The sequence below is a fragment of the Serratia sp. 14-2641 genome (assembly GCF_001692375.1).
Lineage (GTDB): Bacteria > Pseudomonadota > Gammaproteobacteria > Enterobacterales > Enterobacteriaceae > Chania > Chania fonticola_C.
On the sequence record NZ_LXKR01000066.1, the window covers coordinates 272986 to 291360 of the forward strand.

Consider the following 18375-nt stretch of genomic DNA (forward strand, 5'->3'; position numbering starts at 1 on the left):
ACATAGGAGCCAAACGTGAAGTTTTATGGGAAAACGATGATGCTAGCGGCGCTGTTGGCGCTGACCGCCTGTTCAAGCTCCCCAGAACAGGCGAACTCACAGTCTGCCGAGGCTGAAGATGATACCTGCGGTGCATCGCAGTATCAGAATTATGTGGGTAAACCGTTGTCTGCGTTGGACGGGGTTAATATTCCCCAGCAGGTACGGACTATTCCTTATAACTCTATGGTAACCATGGACTTCAATCTAAAGCGCTTGAACTTCCTGGGTGACAGTGAAGACAAAATTATTCGCGTTTATTGCGGTTAATAACCCTTTACCCCAACCCTGTGGGTTGGGGTAAAGGATTTTAGCGGGGAACTCGCAGACCGCCTTCGACGCCTTTAGGGCTGAATACCACCTGCCAAAGTTGAATATCGCGAGCGCGGAACGCTCCTGCGCAGGCATTAAGGTAATAACTGAACATCCTTTCAAAACGTTCGGAATAGCGCGATGCCAGCAGTGGCCAGCTCTGTTTGAAACGTTCATACCAGGCCATCAGGGTGCGATCGTAATCTGCGCCGATATTATGCCAATCTTCCATGACGAAACGGCCTTCGCTGGCCTGGGCAATATGTTTCACCGACGGCAGACAGCCGTTGGGGAAGATATATTTATTGATCCACGGATCAACGTTCATATCGGTCTCGTTGGAACCAATGGTATGCAACAGGAAAATGCCATCGGGTTTTAAATTGCGTTCCACCACCTCGAAATAGGTTCGGTAGTTCTTCGGCCCAACGTGTTCGAACATGCCGACTGAGACGATGCGGTCAAACTGCTGGTGGAGATCACGGTAATCCTGCAGTAGAATTTCCACGTCCAGACCGGCACAGCGCTCTTGCGCCATTTTCTGCTGTTCTGCGGAGATGGTGACCCCCACCATGGAAACGCCGTAGTGCTTGGCCGCATACGCAGACAGGCCGCCCCAGCCACAGCCGATATCCAATACCCGCATACCAGGCCGCAGGTGCAGTTTTTCGCAAATTAGCCGTAGCTTGGCCTCTTGCGCTTCTTCCAACGTCGTGGCCTGTTGCCAATAGCCGCAGGAATATTGCATATAGGGATCCAGCATCTGGGTAAACAAATCGTTACCCAGGTCGTAATGCTCCTTGCCAACGATCCAGGCGCGTTTTTGGGATTGCAGATTGGTCAGGCGGGCGGCGGCAATACGCAAGATATCCTTAAGGTGGTGGGGTAGTTTCTTTTCCAGGCCAGCTGCGACAACCCGCTGAAAAAATATGTCCAGCCGTTCGCACTCCCACCAACCGTCCATATAGCTTTCGCCCAGCCCCAGAGAGCCGTCTTGCAGTACGCGTTTAAAGAAATTGGGATTATTGATCTGAATATCGAAAGGGCGTGAACCATTGATTTCAATACCGGCCATGCTAAGCATTTCATGAGCGATACGATACCAATGGTTATCCCGGATGCTCAGATCTTCTATACACGATGAACTCATAGCTTCTCCATCACCTTCTTCTGACTTATGATCCTGCAGAATTTAATGTAGCCAATTTCTACAGGGACATACGTATACCTACGGTAAAAATTCACCGTGGTGTCTGAAATTCGACTTGAACAGAGGAAATTTAAGAGACTCCCTGCGTCAAAGGACGCGGGTAAATGCAACCTTAAATAAAGTGTGATGCCATCCACGTACGCAGCAGTTGCTGCAATAAGAGCTTAGTATAACTGTTATTCTAAAAGGTCGTTTTTGAGTATAGGCTTGCCGAGGCGTAGACTCAACTGCAAATCGCGCTCGGCAAGAATTTTCATTAAGTGACTATTTACAGAGATAATTATGACACGGAGTCGACACGCTCCTGCCGTGTTACCTGCGTTTCATCCGTTCCTTTCCCACGCTGCATCAGATAGCCCAAGGCTGCTAAAAATACGGTAGCAACCATTACGGTAACCGTGGCTAACAGCGGTTGGGCGATAAATGCCGAAACCAACAGGCTGGCGATAAAACATAATCCCAGCTGTAGCGTGTTTTGCAGCGCAGCGGCTTTGCCACTGTTGTTGGGGAAGGGCATCAACGCATTGGCCACTAAAATAGGATAGCTGGCACCGTTAACTAATGCCATAAAGCAGAACGGGATCAACAGTGTGGTCAACGTCGGTTCGCTCAGGGTGGCAATCAGATACAGCGCTACCATGCTGATGCCATAAGCTACCAGCAGCCATGGCAACAAGGTTTTGCCAGAAATGCGATTTAAGGCGCTACGGCAGCTGTAACCCCCCAATAAGAAAGCCAGCGTTTGTGGCACATAGCTTAGGCCAATATCGTTAGGGCTATACCCCATATCGCCGAGGATAAAGGGTGAGCCCGTCAGCCAGGCGAAGAAGCCGGCAGAACAGGCGGCAAAAACCATCACGTTGCCGCTGAAGACCGGGGATTTCAAGATCTGCATAAAGCCAAGGCTGGGCTTTTTATCGGCGGAAGGTACCAGTCTGCTACGGTCTTTCAGCAGTAAGGTGGGGATCAGCAGCAGGGCGGTAATCCCCAACAGCACGGCGAAGATGGCCCGCCATCCCATATGGTTGAGCAACCAGGCGCCTAGCAGCGGGGCCAGCGCCGGAGAGAGTGCGACCAGCGGCATAATGGAGGCGAAAACGCGGTTGGCTTTGCCATCGCGGTAACGATCGACCACGATCGCCTGCCAGGTGACGGCGGCGGAACACACGCCAATGGCTTGGATAAAGCGCAGTGACCACAGTTGTGCCACGTTTTCGACCCACAGCATACCTAGACAGCCGACGGCGAACAGTGCCAGGCCAATCAATAACACGGGCTTACGGCCAATGCGGTCAGACAGCGGCCCCCACAGCAACTGGGCGAAGGCAAAGCCTGCCAGGAAGATACTCAGGCTGGCGCTGATCGCCCCAGCGGAGATTTGCAGATCCTGCTGCATGGCCCCAAAGGCGGGCAGGTACATATCGGTAGCCAGATAGCCCAACATACTTAGGCCGGCCAGGTAGAACATAAATCCAAAATTTCGCATTGCTATTTCTCGTTAAAATTATGTTGTCGCAGGTTTTGAAGCGCCGGCAAGTGTATACGGCTGGATCTCTGCTTGTGAAACGGTAATATTTGCAAGGTGCTGTTAAAAAATTTGAAGGCAAAGTTATGTGGTCTGAATATTCACTCGATGTGGTAGATGCGGTGGCGCGAACCGGTAGTTTCAGCGCGGCGGCGCAGGAATTGCATCGCGTTCCCTCGGCGGTGAGCTATACGGTGCGCCAACTGGAGCAATGGCTGGCGGTGCCGCTGTTTGAACGCCGTCACCGCGATGTGGAACTCACGCCAGCGGGGGCGCTGTTTGTTAAAGAAGCACGGGTTGTTATCAAAAAAATGCTCGATACCCGACGACAGTGTCAGCAGGTGGCCAACGGTTGGCGCGGGCAATTGCGGATTGCGGTTGATCTGATCGTCAAACCTCAGCGCAGCCGCCAACTGGTGCTGGATTTTTATCGCCATTTCCCCGACGTAGAACTGATAGTGCAGCCTGAAGTATTCAACGGCGTGTGGGATGCACTGGTCGATGGTCGCGCTGAGATGGCCATTGGTGCAACGCGGGCGGTGCCGGTCGGCGGCGGTTTTGCCTTTCGCGATATGGGTTTTATGAATTGGCTCTGCGTAGTACATGCTAAACATCCGCTCGCCGCCTTGCAAGGAAAGCTGCGCGACGATCAGCTACGGCCTTATCCCTCGTTGCTGTTGGAGGATACTTCGCGCAATTTACCCAAGCGGGTGACCTGGTCGCTGGACAACCAGCGGCGGCTGACCGTGCCGGACTGGGTTTCGGCGGTAGATTGTTTGCGTGCCGGGCTGTGTGTGGGCATGGTGCCCGCGCATCGAGTATTGCCGTTGGTACAAAGTGGCGAACTGGTGGTGTTACCACTGCATGAGCCTTTCCCGCCCAGCGCCTGCTGCCTGACCTGGCAGCAAAACGCCCAGTCTCCGGCCATGGCCTGGCTGTTGGACTATCTTGGCGACAGCGAAACGCTGAATCAGGAATGGCTCAGTGAAGAGGGGCCGGGTGATTAATCGGGCGCGGCATATTGCGGCGCCCCTACGGAGAAATATGGGGTTAAGAAACAGGACTTAGCGGCGGTAATCGACAAAAGGACCATCTGCCACGGAGCGGCGCTCAATAAGTTTTGGATGCACTTCAATCACCTGCGACTCTTCACGCTTGCTGATGATGCGATCTAACAGCATGGTAAAGGCCATCTCGCCCAGGCGCTCTTTAGGCTGGTGAATGGTGGTCAGCGCGGGAGTGAAGTAGCGGGCATTACGCACGTTGTCGTAACCAATAACCGAGATATCCTGCGGTACACGCAACCCCAGCTCATCGGCGGCGCAGATCGCCCCCATGGCCATAATATCGCCGCCACAGAAAACGGCGGTTGGGCGATGCTTTTGCGACAGGATCTGATGCATGGCTTTGTAGCCAGATTCAGGCTCGAAATCCCCCTGCACGACCCATTCTTCGCGCACTTCGATGTTGGCTTCCTTCATGGCCTTCAGAAAGCCCTGGTGGCGACCCCCACCGGTATTACGCGCCAGTTGACCAGGAATGGCACCGATGTCCCGGTGGCCACGTTCGATCAGGTAGCGGCCTGCCAGGTAACCGCCCTCGAAGGCATTGTCGATAATGGTATCGGTGAAGTCTCCGCGCGCGGTACCCCAATCCATCACTACCATGGGAATATTGCGGTAATCTTCCAGCATGCCCAGTAGCTGATCTGGATATTCTGAGCACATCACCAGCAGGCCATCGACGCGCTTTTGCGCCAACATCGCCAGATAGGCTTGCTGTTTATCCAGATTATTGTGCGAGTTACACAAGATCAGGGTATAGCCTTTGCTGTAACAGCTGTTTTCAACCGCTTCGATCACTTCGGCAAAATAGGGGGCCTCGCTCGAGGTGGCGAGCAAACCGATCGATTTGGTGTGATTGACCTTGAGACTACGGGCTACGGCGCTGGGTGAATAGTGCAGCTCTTTGATGGCGGCCCAAACGGCCGTTTTGGTATCTTCGGCGACGAAACGCGTTTTATTGATAACGTGCGATACGGTAGTGGTAGAAACGCCAGCGCGTTTGGCCACATCTTTAATCGTTGCCATGTAAAAAATGACTCCTAAACCCACATGTTACAGCATGTAAGTATGATGTTAATCGTTTGCCTACGTAGATCCTTCCCCAGATAAGCGAAAACTGAGTTTTTAGTGCTGAAGTCGTAAATCGCTTGAACAGGGAGGGGCAGTTTATCGGTACGCAGTAGTGAACTGCGGATTTTGTCGCAAATTGAAGAAAAGTGGAAGAGCTAATCGGTAATTATCAGCGGGGAAATCAAAACAAGATTTTAATCACGGACTGTGGGAAAATGATTTGACGTATAAACTGTGTGGCTTATGCTCTGGAAAAGCCAATCTGAGAGGGAGTTGTATATGGATACCAATTTGAAGATGTCATTACTCACCACCGTGGGTGCTTTGGCAATGATTATTGCTTTCAGTTTTATTGCCGCATTGAACTGATCCGCAGCAGAAAAACAAAGGCGCAGCTTGATGCTGCGCCTTATTATTAGCTAGCCACCCGCCGTTAAGCCAGGTTTTCTGCCACGAACGCCCAGTTCACCAACGCCCAGAAGTTTTCCAGGTACTTTGGCCGCGCATTGCGGTAGTCGATATAGTAAGCATGTTCCCACACGTCAACGGTCAATAGCGGAACGTCTGCGCCGGTCAGCGGGGTTGCCGCATTCGAGGTGCTGACGATCGCCAGACTACCGTCCGCTTTTTTCACCAGCCAGGTCCAGCCCGCGCCGAAGTTTTTCACGGCGGCATCGGTGAACTGCTCTTTAAAGGCGGCGAAGGAGCCGAATGACTTATTGATGGCCTCTGCCACTGCGCCCGTTGGCTCGCCACCACCTTGCGGTGATAAGCAGTGCCAATAGAAGGTGTGGTTCCAGACCTGAGCGGCGTTGTTGAACACGCCGCCGGTGGAGGTCTTGACGATCTCGACCAGGGATTTGCCTTCGAACTCGCTGCCTTTCACCAGATTGTTCAGGTTAACCACATAGGTGTTATGGTGCTTGCCATAGTGGTATTCCAGCGTTTCTGCGGAAATGTGCGGTTCGAGAGCGTTTTTCTCATACGGTAATGCAGGTAATTCAAACGACATTGCTTTCTCCTTTTATAGACAATACGCCTCTCCGACGCTTTGGGCCGTGGGGCCGAGGGCGAAAAAACGCAATTGCACCACTTTTGTTATGGTTATTAATCTTAACAACTTTCCGAGCGAAAAGAACATCCAAAGTGTGCCAAGTGGCTGATTGATTAAAGTCGCAGCGGTTTTTGATTTTTGGGGGAGTAAGGCACGGCTGAGCAGCTGGCTCAGCCGTGCTAGGTCAACGAATGGTGGTCGGGGTCACTACGCGGCGGGCGCCAATGTAATGGTTCTGCCAATAGTCGTTATCCAACTGACTGATGCGAATTTCTTCACCGGTGCGCGGTGACTGGATGAACTTACCGTTACCAAGATAGACGCCAACGTGATCGGCGGTGCCACGGTTGTTGATGCGGAAGAACACCAGATCGCCTTTCTCCAGCTCATTACGTTTGATCGGCGCTGCATCACGCAGGTGGTACATTTCGTTGGCGGTACGCGGCATTTTGATTTTCACGACGTCTTTGTACGCGTAATAAATCAGCCCGCTGCAGTCGAATCCTGTACCAGGTGAAGATCCACCCCAGCGGTAGGGTTTACCCATTTGCCCCATCAGCTTGGCCATGGCGGTTTGCTTGGCGTGCTGATAACGTTTTTTATGGGCGGCGGAAAGTTTCAACGGTTTTTCGCGGCCTGCCAGTTTTGCCGTAGCTTTGCCTTCTTCACGATGGCGACCATAGCCTTTTTTATAGCCTTTTTTAGGCGGAGTCACTTTGAGCTTGGCCGTTTTGGTTGCCTGGCTTTTGGTTTTAACGCTGGTGGTTTTTTTGGCGGTCTTTAAGGTTGCTGGTTTGGTTTTTAGCGTTTTCGGAGGGGTGGCTGCCTTCACTTTTTTATTGGCTTTCTCCGCTTTCTTTTTCTTGCGGTCGTCTGGCCGTGCTTCATTAACGTGACTCTTGCGCTGCTCGGCAGAAACACGTGCCTGTGGCGCAGCGTGCGCCAAATTGAAGAAGAGCTGCGTAAATAGCAGCACAAAAAGTGTAATAATTAACCGCATATCGACGTTACCAACCTTGGCTCCGAAACAGAAATCGAATGAGTCACAGTATTCCCGAAATTCACCCTATAAAACAGCGTGGATCTCATAAATACTAATCCATATTGTGAGAAAACGTTAATGGCATTTTTATTGTTGCAAAATCAAACGCCTGGTGCCTAAAAAAACGACAAAGATCATGTGGTTGGCTTATTGCTCTCCGGGATTGAGCAGCGCAAATATAATAGTGAAACGTCCCGATTAAAAATGTTATTCTGGGGCCATGTTTTAACCGGTTCGTTGTGACCGCCGCTTTTGCTGAGGCAATCAGAGAATGTCCCTGCAAAAGATGGCGTTTTTTGGCACCGGTCCTGCCGCTACAATAGCCAGTGTGATGCATGTTGTAGCCATGATGTGGCTTGAGGAAGCAATAATGACGACGATTGAAAAAATTCAGCAGCAAATTTCTGCCAACCCGATCCTGCTGTATATGAAAGGCTCACCGAAATTGCCAAGCTGCGGTTTCTCCGCTCAGGCCGTGCAGGCGCTTTCAGCCTGTGGCGAACGTTTTGCCTATGTTGATATTCTGCAAAACCCGGACATCCGCGCCGAGCTGCCAAAGTACGCCAACTGGCCAACCTTCCCGCAGCTGTGGGTCGATGGCGAACTGGTTGGCGGCTGCGATATCATCATCGAGATGTACCAGCGTGGTGAACTGCAGCCGTTGATCAAAGAAACGGCAGAGAAGTATAAAGATCAGGAAGACCAGCAGCCTTAATGGCACAGGGTTTTCCAAATAAAATCGGGCGGCACCTTTAACAGTGCCGCCCGATTTTTTTTATGTCTGTCAGTTTGCCTGCAAGCTATTGCGATTCAACGTTGGCAATCGGCCAGCCACCGAGACGTTTCCAGCGGTTGACCAGTTCACAGAACAGCTGGGCGGTTTGCTGGGTATCATAAAGTGCTGAGTGCGCCTGGCTGCTGTCAAACGGCATGCCAGCGGCAATACAGGCTTTGGCCAGCACCGTCTGCCCCAATACCAGCCCACTAAGCGCTGCGGTATCAAAGGTGGCGAACGGGTGGAACGGGTTGCGCTTCAGGCTGGCGCGCTCGGCGGCGGCCATCAGGAAACTGTGATCAAAGTTGGCATTATGCGCCACGATGATTGCCCGGTTACAGCCCTGATCCTTAATGCCTTTACGCACGGCTTTGAAAATCGCATGCAGCGCATCATATTCACTCACTGCGCCACGCAGTGGGTTATGTGGATCGATACCGTTAAAGGCCAGCGCTTCCGGTTGCAGGTTCGCCCCTTCAAACGGCTCTACATGAAAATGCAGCGTTTCATCCTGCTGCAACCAACCATTTTCATCCATTTTCAGCGTGACGGCGGCAATCTCTAGCAGCGCATCGGTCTGAGCATGAAACCCGGCGGTTTCCACATCAATAACAACGGGATAAAACCCACGGAAACGGCCACTCAGGGCGTTAAGATCACTTTTTTCGGCCATCAGTTTCTTATCTTTAGCGAATTCAGCGCGCATTATGACAAATTTCTTGTCTTGGTGCAGCGGAGATAGAAAGCAGGGCGCAGGGTGCGCCCTGGAGAAACCTCAGTTACCGAGGCCGTGACCTGCGTGCTTGTTCTCGATCAGTTCAATCTTGTAGCCGTCCGGATCTTCGACGAAGGCAATCACGGTGGTACCGCCCTTGACTGGGCCGGCTTCGCGGGTGACTTTGCCACCGGCCTGACGGATGTTGTCGCAGGTAGCGGCTACATCATCGACGCCCAGCGCCAGATGACCAAAGGCGGAGCCCATGTCGTAGCTGTCGACGCCCCAGTTATAGGTCAGTTCGATGACCGAGCCTTCGCTTTCATCGCTATAACCCACGAAGGCCAGCGAGTATTTGTACTCGGTGTTTTCGCTGGTACGCAGTAAGCGCATGCCTAATACCTTGGTATAGAAGTCGATGGAGCGTTGCAGATCGCCGACACGGAGCATGGTATGGAGTAAGCGCATAATTTCCTCTGATTGGATATGCCGCGGCTGACGGCAGATGACTTGAACAGCGTCAGACAGTATAGCCTTGTCGCATAAGGCAATTCAACGCATGTGGTAGGTGATGGTATAGGTGACGTTGTCACAAATAAAAATGACGGCGGATAATAGTGCGGCAGGCGGGAGCCAGGCAGAACGCCGACACGCCGTGGACCCATCCATGGAGGCTCGTATCGCGCGTCCATGCGCTCAACGGTCGGCTAACCTGTATGGCTCCCACCCACCTCAGCCTGAGGTGTCGCGGTATTTAGCGCACCTAATTTGCTGAGTGCAAAGTCAATTTAATTCACTTACAGAGTTGGGTAATCGGTATAACCCTCGGCACCGCCGCCGTAGAAGAAATCGGCACGCTGCTCGTTGAGTGGGGCCTGTTGTTTAAAGCGCTCCACTAGATCTGGGTTGGCGATATAGCTGCGGCCAAAGGCGACTGCATCAATAAAGCCTTGGGCGATCAACTCTTCTGCCTTCTCCGCCGTGTAGGCACCTGCGCCAATAATCACGCCTTGGAAATGTGCTCTCACTGCATCGCGGAACGCGGTTGAGTAAGGCTTGCCACCGGCCCAATCCGGCTCTGAAATATGCAGGTAGGCGATACCACGCTTGTTCAGCTCTTCGATCAAATACAGCGCCGCTTCTTCCTGATCTTCGCCGTTGTCCAGGCCATTGAACGGGCCCAACGGTGAGATACGGATACCAACGCGATCGGCACCGATTTCGGCAATGCTGGCATCGACCACTTCCAGCGTCAGACGGGTACGGTTTTCAATGCTGCCACCGTATTGGTCGGTACGTTGGTTGGATGCCGGAGACATGAACTGGTGCAGCAGGTAACCGTGCGCGGCGTGCAATTCAATGTAGTCAAAACCGGCTTCACGCGAGTTGGCAGCAGCCTGGCGGAAATCGTTGACGATCCCCGGGATTTCGTCGGTTTCCAACGCACGTGGGGTAGAGGTTGGTACACGAACCCAGGCACCGGTTTCATCACGCACTGTGGTGCGGGTTTCGGCATTGATCGCTGAAGGCGCGACGGGTGCCTGCTGGCCCGGCTGCAAGCTGGAGTGGGAGATACGCCCTACGTGCCACAACTGCACAGCGATATGACCCTGTTTGTCATGTACCGCCTGGGTGATTTTTTTCCACGCGGCGATTTGTTCTGGGGTATGCAGACCGGGAGCCCCGGCATAACCTTTCGCCTGGAAAGAAATCTGGGTGGCTTCGGTGATCAGCAGGCCTGCGCTGGCACGCTGCGCATAGTATTCCGCCATCAACGGCGTTGGGATGTCACCTGGCTCGATGCTGCGCAGACGAGTCAGCGGAGCCATGAACACACGGTTAGGGAGGGTGGTGTGGCCAACTTTGAGCGGAGAGAACAATTTTTCAATCTTCATAGTGCATCCTATAGTATTAGACCAGTCGACTAGTGATGATAAACAGTATCGCTAACATGTCTTTCGGGTAAAAAAGGGGGTTTATGGCTGCGCTGGGCGCAACAGCAACTCGATACTTTCCAGCGCACAGGTCAGTGGAGCGACCGAGTGGCGGATTTTAGCCCGCAACGATGCGCCCAACCACAACGAGTACAGCGTTTCTGCCGCGGCCGCCGGGCTCATGGTGATAGCCAGTGAACCTTCACGGATGCCGCGTTCGATCGCGTCTTGCAGATGACCGATCACGCGGCTGGTGCCCGCTTCCAACGCATGGCGCATAGGTTCAGAAAGATCGCTGACCTCTGCGGAGAGTTTCACTGCCAGGCAAGCGTTATGGCACTCACTACGGCAGTGGAAGCTGATGGCCTGGGCGTAATAACTTAATAACTGATTACGCGCATCGCTACGAGAGTCGGCAAACAGCGCCTGCATTTGAGCGTCATAATGGGCAAAATAGCGTTGCAACATCGCTTCGCCAAAAGCTTCCTTCGAGCGAAAATAGTGATAGAACGACCCTTTGGGCACGCCAGCGGTAGCGAGCAACTCACTGAGGCCCATGCCGGTAAAACCAAGGCGCAGGCTGAGCGTTTCGCCGGTAGCGAGCAGATGTTCTCGGGTATCCCCGTTGCAATTCGTCTGTTTTGTCATAATGAAAATGAGAATAATAGACCGATTGGTCTAGGTCAAGTCGCAGATAAAAAAAACCGGGAAAAAATTCCGGCTCAGAAGGTAAACATTTCAGCCAAACTTACACTCTGTAGCGGTGCTGCATGCTCCATAACACCGTAGGGGCGCCGCATGCCGCGCCCGAAAAGCGGCTTGTCTAGCCGCATGCGGTGTTCGTTTAGAACTATTGTGCCAGAGGGAGCGGCTAAGGTTAAGCCTTGCGACAGCGCTGCAGAATATCCAGGTTGGGCTGATATTGCCGTGTCTGCACGTTTAACATGCCCAACAGAGTGTGGAACAGATTATCCTGTGAAACCTTATCGTTCTCCGCCAAGGATTGCAGGCATTGGCGGTTAATGCCGAAATTGCGTTCATAATCGGCCGACATCCACATCAGAAAAGGCACGTGGGTCTGCTGAGAGGGCGCGAACATATAAGGCGTACCGTGCAGGTACATACCATTTTCCCCGAGCGATTCACCGTGATCGGAAAGATAGACCATCGCCGTATTGAATTTGCCGCTGTATTGCTGCAACAGCTTGATGGTGCTGTCCAGCATGGCGTCGGTGTACAGTAGCGAATTGTCGTAGGTATTCACCAGTTGCTCGTGGGAACAGTCCTGGATCTGGTTGCTGTCACAGGTCGGTGAGAACTGACGTAGTTCTGGCGTACTGCGGCGATAGTAGGCCGGGCCGTGGCTCCCCATCTGATGCAGTACGATCACACTGTCCCCTTGCAGGCCGTTGATATAATCGTCCAGTTTGTGCAGCAGCACGTTATCCATGCAGACATCGCCATCGCAATACTGTGAAAGCTTCAGCTTGGTCATGTCGATATGTGGGATACGATCGCAGGCCCCCTTACAACCGCCGTCATTTTCGCGCCACAGCAGGTTGACTCCGGCATGTGCCATCACGTCCAGCATGCCTTCCTGGTGTGCGGCCAAGGTGGCGTCGTAATCGCCGCGTGGCATGTTGGAGAACATGCAGGGCACGGAGATAGCCGTTTCGGTACCGCAGGAACTGGCATTTTTGAAATAAACTACATCGGCATGCTTTAAGCGGGGATTGGTCTCGCGCGAGTAACCACCTAGCGAAAAATTCTCTGCCCGCGCAGTTTCGCCGACCACCAGTATCACCAGGGTCTTCTTGGCCTGGCTGCTAATCACCGGGCCTAAATGGGCATCTTCACCAATCTTGACCAGCGGCAGATTTTGGTGGAAATAGCGGTGTTGAGCGTACTTGATGGTGCCGGCCACAAAATTGCTTGGGGTGAGCATTTTCACCACGCTTTTATTGTTGCGGATCAGCGAGGCGTAATCTTTGTAGAATAACGCCGCAACCAACAGGATCACCACCACGGAAAGCATCACATTGGCCGCGCGCAGGCCAATCATATACCACCAAGGGCGGGTTTTATTGATGCGTACAAAGCACACGAAAACGGCAGGCAAGATGCCCAGCAATAGCAGCCATAGCCCCATACGGGGGGTGAGCAACGCCGTCGCTTCCTGCGGGTTGGTCTCGAAGGCGTTCTGCATCATATTGCCATCAATCACCACGCCGTAGCTGAACATAAAATAGTTGGCCGCCGCGCTACCGAGCAGCAACAGAATAACCAGGGGTTTACGCAGGAACGGAATGGTTAATACGCTGAAGATAATATTCAGGGCACAGAAAATAACCACCGGCATAGTCGCCGCAAAAATGATGCTATGTACGCTATCAAAGGTGATATATGACCAGGCCTGGTGAATAAATAGCAGGTTCTGGAAAACCGTGAAGAATAGGGCGCAAGCCAGGATAAAACCCAAGCTGTTGCATTGTAATGATTGACGTAAGCGCATTGCGAAATCTGGATCCTGCCATGGTGTAATGCGCCGAAATTTACCAGATGAAACTTAAGATAACCTTAGACGTAACAAGCGGCAGGACAGCAGCTGCAACGATTACAGCCGCTGGCGGACGATCAATAGGCAGCGGTAAACTGTGCCTTGATGAACTGCGGTTTTTCAACTTCGTCGATAATGGCAACCGCGAGGTCTTCTACCGAAATATTGGCCGGCGCGTCACCCTTCATCAGCAATTGCGTCGTGCCCAAACGGAACTGGCCGGTACGCTTGCCGGGTTCCAGCAACGCGGCAGGAGAAAGGTAGGTCCAATCCAACTGGGTTTCTTTTTTCAACGCATTACGTAAATCCCGTACCGCCTGGGCCCCTGGACGAATTTTTTCCGGGAACTGCGGGGTATCAACCAGCTCAACTCCTGGAGCCACTTCCAGGCTACCGGCACCGCCAACGTACAGCAGACGTTTAACCGCGGATTGTTTTACCGCCGCCAGGATTTGTTGGGCACCTTTAGCGGTTTTCTCATACAGGTCCGCTTCCGCCCAACCTGGGTTATAGGCGCTGATCACGACATCATGGCCAACTAACTGTTTTGCCAACCACGGGCCGTCGGCCACGTCACCTAGGGCGACGGCGAGATTGGCATTATCCGGCAGATCTTTTTTCTGACGGGCGATGGCAGTCACTTGCAGGCCGCGGGCCAAAGCTTCATCGACTACGCGGCGGCCAACAAAACCGGTTGCTCCAATAATGGCGACTTTCATGAGGTCTCTCCTGTGAAATGTTTTTTAGCGGGTTGCCGTACCACTCAGTGGCGGCGCAGTAGAAATACTATAAGCCTTAACAATGCGGCTGATTAGTGCCATATTTATGCTTTCTTGATTAAGTAAAACTTCATAATCATGGATAAACTGAATCGAATGGCGGTATTCGCCACCGTGGTGGCCGAGGGCTCCTTTGTTGCGGCGGCCCGTCGACTAGAGATGACGCCCTCTGCGGTCAGCCAGCATATGAGGTCGTTAGAAAAGTCGTTGGGCGTGGCGTTATTGCACCGCTCGACTCGCCGCCTGGCTCTGACCGATGCGGGGGAAGCCTTTTACCCAGGTTGCGAAGCCATGTTGCAGGAAGCACAGCGCGCGGAGCAGCGGCTGGCGGAGCTGCGGGATACGCTGGTGGGCGAACTACGCATTGCCACCACCGTCGGGATCGGTAGCGGCCCCTTGGCGGAGGCCTTGGCTCCCTTGCTGCTGGCACACCCAAAACTGACGCTGCGTATTCTGGCTGATGACCAGGTGGTGGATATGATCGAGCAGCGGGTAGATATCTCGCTGCGCGTAAATCTGCAACTGGCAGATACCAACCTGATTGCTCACCCGCTGACCGCCTGGCCCATGGTGCTCTGCGCCGCGCCGCGCTATCTTAGCCAGCATGGCGTACCAGAAACGCCCCAGGAGCTGGTGCAACACCGCTGGATCACCGGCAGTGGTCACGGGCTGCATCTCGATTTGCATCACCATGCGGGCGAAACATTCAAACTACGCCTGGCGGCGGGGCAGGTTGTCAGCGGTAGTATGAACGTGATCCGGGCCTTTACCCGCAATGGCTTGGGGATTTCCGGCCAACCGCTGTATGAAATTGGTGATGAACTGCGCCGGGGGGAATTAATTGCCCTGTTACCGCAGTGGCGGCCAGCGCCATATCGGCTGCATGCGTTGACTCTTGAGCGGGTTCTGCCAGAGAAAACGCGCCAGGCGCTGCACTATTTGCGAGAATATTTTCGCCGTCATGGGGAAAAGCCACTTGCCAATGGCACCGATGACGTCTTCAATTAGCATGACAACGCAGGAGGACGTGTGGCGCAGCAACTCGAGTTCTTTGACATCCCAAGCCCGTGCCGTGGTATTTGCCAGGCCGATGAGCGCGGCTATTGTCGTGGTTGCCTACGCAGCCGCGAGGAGCGCTTTGGCTGGATGCAAATGAACGATGTCCAGAAAAAGGACGTTCTGCGCCTGTGTCGCCAGCGTTACCTGCGCTCACTGCGTACCGCCAAACAGCCAGAAGAGATCCCGCCAGAGCAGCCCTCACTGTTTTAACTTTATTGCTCATTTTTTCGATCCGCCGCACGTTAAGGCCACTTTTGCGTTTCCTACGGCTTGGGCGCTTGTGTATGCTGGCGTTAACTATTGTCATGAGGTTTAACAATGCTGAATCGTATTAAGCTGGCACCACTTGGGCCTGAGTTCTCACGCATGATTTGCGGCTACTGGCGCTTGATGGAGTGGGGCATGTCACCGCAGCAGTTGCTGACGTTTATCAAGCAACACGTTGAGCTGGGGGTGACCACGGCGGACCATGCGGATATTTATGGTGGTTATGCCTGTGAACAGGCCTTTGGTGAGGCGATCAAGTTGCAGCCCTCGGTGCGCCAGGGGATGGAACTGGTGTCGAAGTGCGGCATCGCTACCACCGCCAAGCCGGGTAACCCGATCGGGCATTACATCACCGATCGCGAGCACATTGTGCATAGCGCAGAGCAGTCATTATCGTACTTGCATACGGACTACCTGGATTTATTGTTGATCCATCGTCCAGATCCGTTGATGGAAGCCGATGAGGTAGCTGAAGCCTTTGTAGCGCTGCATAAAAGCGGCAAGGTGCGCCATTTCGGCGTTTCGAACTTTACGCCAACACAGTTTTCCTTATTGCAGTCGCGTCTGCCGTTCTCGCTGGTGACCAACCAGGTCGAGATTTCCCCGATCTATCAGCCTGCGATCCTCGACGGCACTTTGGATCAATGCCAGCAGCTGCGTATCAAACCGATGGCCTGGTCTTGTCTGGGCGGCGGGCGGTTGTTCAGCGATGCTGAGTTCCAGCCGTTACGCGATGAACTGCAAACGGTGGCGCAAGAGATTGGTGCCGAAACCATTGAACAGGTGGTGTATGCCTGGGTGATGCGTCTGCCTTCGTCACCGTTGCCAATTATCGGCTCCGGCAAGATCGAGCGCGTACGTTCGGCCCTGAAGGCGCAAGAGCTGACCTTGAGCCGCCAGCAGTGGTTCCGCATTCGTAAAGCAGCACTGGGTTACGACGTACCTTAAGGATTTTGTGAACAAACAGATGCCCATCGATGGGGTGGGCATCTTGATCGAGGTAAAGACCTTTCGAATATTTTTATACAATTAAAATATCCTCCTGGTTATAAAATTGCTTAATTGTTTACTCAACAATGACACAACATGGACAGCAAGCCCCTCCGTTAATAAAATTATAAAATTATCCTGTCGTGTCCAGAATGCGATCAAATCCCATTCTTTCCTTAGGAGGAAATATGAAAAATGTAGCTCTTGCTTTAACTTTATTAATGAGTTGCCTCATGCATTCGACAATAGCGAATGCTAAAATAAAATATTATGGTTATGATTGGTTGGACTATTATCAATATAGTAACCCTGCCTTTAATGCTGCAGATGCTCTTAATGCAATTAACAACTCCGGGTTCAGTGAAACCAATCTTAATGTTGTCCACTCAATTAAAAGTCTAAGTTTGCCAGTTTGTAATGATGGGAAATGCGCTCTAAATATTCAAGCTGGATCTGGCTCATCGGTTGGCTCTCCATTTGTAGATATTTGCCCTGGCGCGGCAAGTAATAATGCCTGCCAGGCAGTTGGTTCATGGGTGAATATTTGGAAAATAACCCAGGATATTGCTAATGCATCAAATAGACCCTCAGCTATTTATTTTATTGACGAGCCGTTTGATGTGCCTGCATTGCAGACTAACAAGGTTTATGATGCCTATCAATATGCTAGCTATGTTTGTACTTTGAGGCAAGCTATGAAAAATCATGGGATTTCCATCCCAATTTATACTGTGCTCTCTTATCGCCACACACAGATTCAAGCCTACCTAAATGAGATTCAGAATGGTGCGCCAACAACGGCGTGTCCAGCAGTGGATAAAAGTACGCCTGATTGGATTGGTGTCGATAATTACAATTGGTCTGTACCTGATATGTGGGAGACTTATAATCGAGTTGCACCATTGGCCAACAAAGAGAGCCCTAAGTGGGTATTGGTACCACCGTCAACCGCATCACTGGGTTTAAATGATGAAAAACTTTCTGCTCAAATTAAATTATACCGTAATTTTATTAGGCAGTATCCTAATGCTCCGATTATTTACATCATGAATTGGAGATTTGATAGGGATGTTACAGAGAAAAGAAAGGTTTATTTGAAATCAACGTCGCTGTTGTCTTATATGGCTAACTCTACGGTTCTGGATTTGGACTGAATGTGGTATCTCTATTGGTGAACCATGTTTCCATATGTTAAGTATATCTCAGTGCAATAGGGGAATTAAAGTGACCGAGAAGGATCTCGGCCACTCTCTATACATTCCTTAATGAGTGCCTTCATTTGCAAAGGTATGCTTTCTGATAAATTTTCTACCTCGGTTGTGTAATGTGATTTTTTATAATCGCAACAGGAGTTAAAAAATCGTGATAATAACTCGAATGTAAGTGAATTGATTAATTCCACATACGTTCTATACTGCGAACTCAGTTACACTTATCGCATGGAGATTGAGTGATGAAACGTTATTGGTGTGCGGCATTGGGGTTGATGGCCTGTGGCGTTGCGCAGGCGGCAACGGTTGATGTCGAAATGAATCTGGTGACCGGCCAGGGAATTGGTCAGGACATTGGTAAAATCACAATTAGCGAAACGCCTTACGGCCTGTTGTTCACCCCACAACTGAAAGCTTTGCCTGCGGGTGTGCACGGTTTTCACGTGCATGAGAAAGGCAGCTGTGAGCCGGGTATGAAAGAAGGCAAGGCGGTAGCCGCACTGGCTGCGGGTGGCCACTTTGATCCTGAGAAAACCGGCAAGCATCTCGGGCCTTATGATGCCAACGGGCATTTAGGCGATTTGCCAGCAATCTATGTCACGGCGGACGGTATGGCTGACACCCAGGTCCTGGCTCCGCGCTTGAAGAAAATCAGCGAAATCGAAGGCAAGGCGCTGATGGTACACGCCGGGGGGGATAACCACTCCGATCAACCCAAACCTCTGGGTGGTGGTGGTGATCGCTTCGCCTGTGGCGTAATCAAATAAATCA

At 52.2% G+C, this 18375-nt stretch carries 20 protein-coding genes; 9 read left to right on the forward strand and 11 right to left on the reverse strand.

All coding sequences use genetic code 11. From position 1 onward, the window contains the following. Window positions 1-15 precede the first annotated feature (15 nt). Window positions 16-309, forward strand: coding sequence for an I78 family peptidase inhibitor (locus tag A6U95_RS22565; RefSeq protein ID WP_037374799.1), 294 nt, complete (start codon window positions 16-18; stop codon window positions 307-309). A 40-nt stretch (window positions 310-349) separates the two neighbouring features. On the opposite strand, the gene cfa is transcribed toward A6U95_RS22565, so the two are convergent. Continuing rightward, window positions 350-1501, reverse strand: coding sequence for a cyclopropane fatty acyl phospholipid synthase (cfa, locus tag A6U95_RS22570; RefSeq protein WP_065686108.1), 1152 nt, complete (start codon window positions 1499-1501; stop codon window positions 350-352). A 340-nt stretch (window positions 1502-1841) separates the two neighbouring features. Beyond that, on the reverse strand, window positions 1842-3047 hold the full coding sequence (gene punC / locus A6U95_RS22575; RefSeq protein ID WP_065686109.1) for a purine nucleoside transporter PunC: 1206 nt from the start codon (window positions 3045-3047) through the stop codon (window positions 1842-1844). Window positions 3048-3172: 125 nt separating this feature from the next. Here punC and punR point away from each other — a divergent pair, with 125 nt between their 5' ends. After that, the gene (gene punR / locus A6U95_RS22580) at window positions 3173-4093 is read left to right on the forward strand and encodes a DNA-binding transcriptional activator PunR (RefSeq protein ID WP_065686110.1); all 921 of its coding nucleotides are present in this window, start codon (window positions 3173-3175) and stop codon (window positions 4091-4093) included. A gap of 57 nt (window positions 4094-4150) precedes the next feature. Here the strand turns inward: punR and purR are convergent, their stop codons facing one another. Beyond that, window positions 4151-5176 carry an HTH-type transcriptional repressor PurR gene (gene purR, locus A6U95_RS22585; RefSeq protein WP_024529899.1) on the reverse strand — a complete coding sequence of 342 codons (1026 nt, stop codon included), beginning with the start codon at window positions 5174-5176 and terminating at the stop codon, window positions 4151-4153. 324 nt (window positions 5177-5500) lie between these two features. Between purR and A6U95_RS30850 the strand changes: the two genes are divergently transcribed. Then, a complete protein-coding gene (locus A6U95_RS30850) occupies window positions 5501-5590 on the forward strand; it encodes a YnhF family membrane protein (RefSeq protein WP_158006235.1) in 90 nt (29 codons plus the stop codon). Between the two features lie 64 nt (window positions 5591-5654). Here A6U95_RS30850 and sodB read toward each other — a convergent pair whose 3' ends face one another. Both sodB and A6U95_RS22595 read right to left on the reverse strand, forming a co-directional pair. Further along, window positions 5655-6233: a superoxide dismutase [Fe] gene (gene sodB, locus A6U95_RS22590; RefSeq protein ID WP_021178097.1), complete on the reverse strand. Its 579-nt coding sequence runs from the start codon at window positions 6231-6233 to the stop codon at window positions 5655-5657. A 226-nt stretch (window positions 6234-6459) separates the two neighbouring features. Beyond that, complete coding sequence (locus tag A6U95_RS22595) at window positions 6460-7275, reverse strand: C40 family peptidase (RefSeq protein ID WP_065686111.1); 816 nt, start codon at window positions 7273-7275, stop codon at window positions 6460-6462. A gap of 409 nt (window positions 7276-7684) precedes the next feature. Here A6U95_RS22595 and A6U95_RS22600 point away from each other — a divergent pair, with 409 nt between their 5' ends. After that, window positions 7685-8032 carry a Grx4 family monothiol glutaredoxin gene (locus A6U95_RS22600; protein WP_172413932.1) on the forward strand — a complete coding sequence of 116 codons (348 nt, stop codon included), beginning with the start codon at window positions 7685-7687 and terminating at the stop codon, window positions 8030-8032. 85 nt (window positions 8033-8117) lie between these two features. Here A6U95_RS22600 and rnt read toward each other — a convergent pair whose 3' ends face one another. From rnt to A6U95_RS22630, 6 genes are all read right to left on the reverse strand, one after another. Further along, window positions 8118-8798, reverse strand: coding sequence for a ribonuclease T (gene rnt, locus A6U95_RS22605; protein WP_021178094.1), 681 nt, complete (start codon window positions 8796-8798; stop codon window positions 8118-8120). Between the two features lie 69 nt (window positions 8799-8867). Next, a complete protein-coding gene (gene gloA / locus A6U95_RS22610; protein WP_021178093.1) occupies window positions 8868-9275 on the reverse strand; it encodes a lactoylglutathione lyase in 408 nt (135 codons plus the stop codon). 329 nt (window positions 9276-9604) lie between these two features. Beyond that, a complete protein-coding gene (locus A6U95_RS22615) occupies window positions 9605-10702 on the reverse strand; it encodes an alkene reductase (RefSeq protein ID WP_065686112.1) in 1098 nt (365 codons plus the stop codon). A gap of 81 nt (window positions 10703-10783) precedes the next feature. Beyond that, entirely contained in the window at window positions 10784-11389 is a 606-nt protein-coding gene (locus A6U95_RS22620) for a TetR/AcrR family transcriptional regulator (RefSeq protein ID WP_065686113.1), read from the reverse strand. 229 nt (window positions 11390-11618) lie between these two features. After that, complete coding sequence (eptA, locus tag A6U95_RS22625) at window positions 11619-13253, reverse strand: phosphoethanolamine transferase EptA (protein ID WP_065686114.1); 1635 nt, start codon at window positions 13251-13253, stop codon at window positions 11619-11621. A gap of 122 nt (window positions 13254-13375) precedes the next feature. Beyond that, window positions 13376-14017, reverse strand: coding sequence for an NAD(P)-dependent oxidoreductase (locus A6U95_RS22630; RefSeq protein WP_065686115.1), 642 nt, complete (start codon window positions 14015-14017; stop codon window positions 13376-13378). Between the two features lie 138 nt (window positions 14018-14155). Between A6U95_RS22630 and A6U95_RS22635 the strand changes: the two genes are divergently transcribed. The 5 genes from A6U95_RS22635 (at window position 14156) to sodC (ending at window position 18371) form a co-directional block, all read left to right on the forward strand. Then, window positions 14156-15085: a LysR substrate-binding domain-containing protein gene (locus tag A6U95_RS22635; RefSeq protein ID WP_065686116.1), complete on the forward strand. Its 930-nt coding sequence runs from the start codon at window positions 14156-14158 to the stop codon at window positions 15083-15085. A 21-nt stretch (window positions 15086-15106) separates the two neighbouring features. Further along, complete coding sequence (locus A6U95_RS22640; RefSeq protein ID WP_065686117.1) at window positions 15107-15346, forward strand: DUF1289 domain-containing protein; 240 nt, start codon at window positions 15107-15109, stop codon at window positions 15344-15346. Window positions 15347-15454: 108 nt separating this feature from the next. Continuing rightward, a complete protein-coding gene (locus A6U95_RS22645; protein WP_065686118.1) occupies window positions 15455-16351 on the forward strand; it encodes an aldo/keto reductase family oxidoreductase in 897 nt (298 codons plus the stop codon). A 230-nt stretch (window positions 16352-16581) separates the two neighbouring features. Beyond that, on the forward strand, window positions 16582-17547 hold the full coding sequence (locus A6U95_RS22650) for a hypothetical protein (protein WP_241810712.1): 966 nt from the start codon (window positions 16582-16584) through the stop codon (window positions 17545-17547). A 299-nt stretch (window positions 17548-17846) separates the two neighbouring features. Next, complete coding sequence (sodC, locus tag A6U95_RS22655) at window positions 17847-18371, forward strand: superoxide dismutase family protein (RefSeq protein WP_021804545.1); 525 nt, start codon at window positions 17847-17849, stop codon at window positions 18369-18371. Window positions 18372-18375 lie beyond the last annotated feature (4 nt).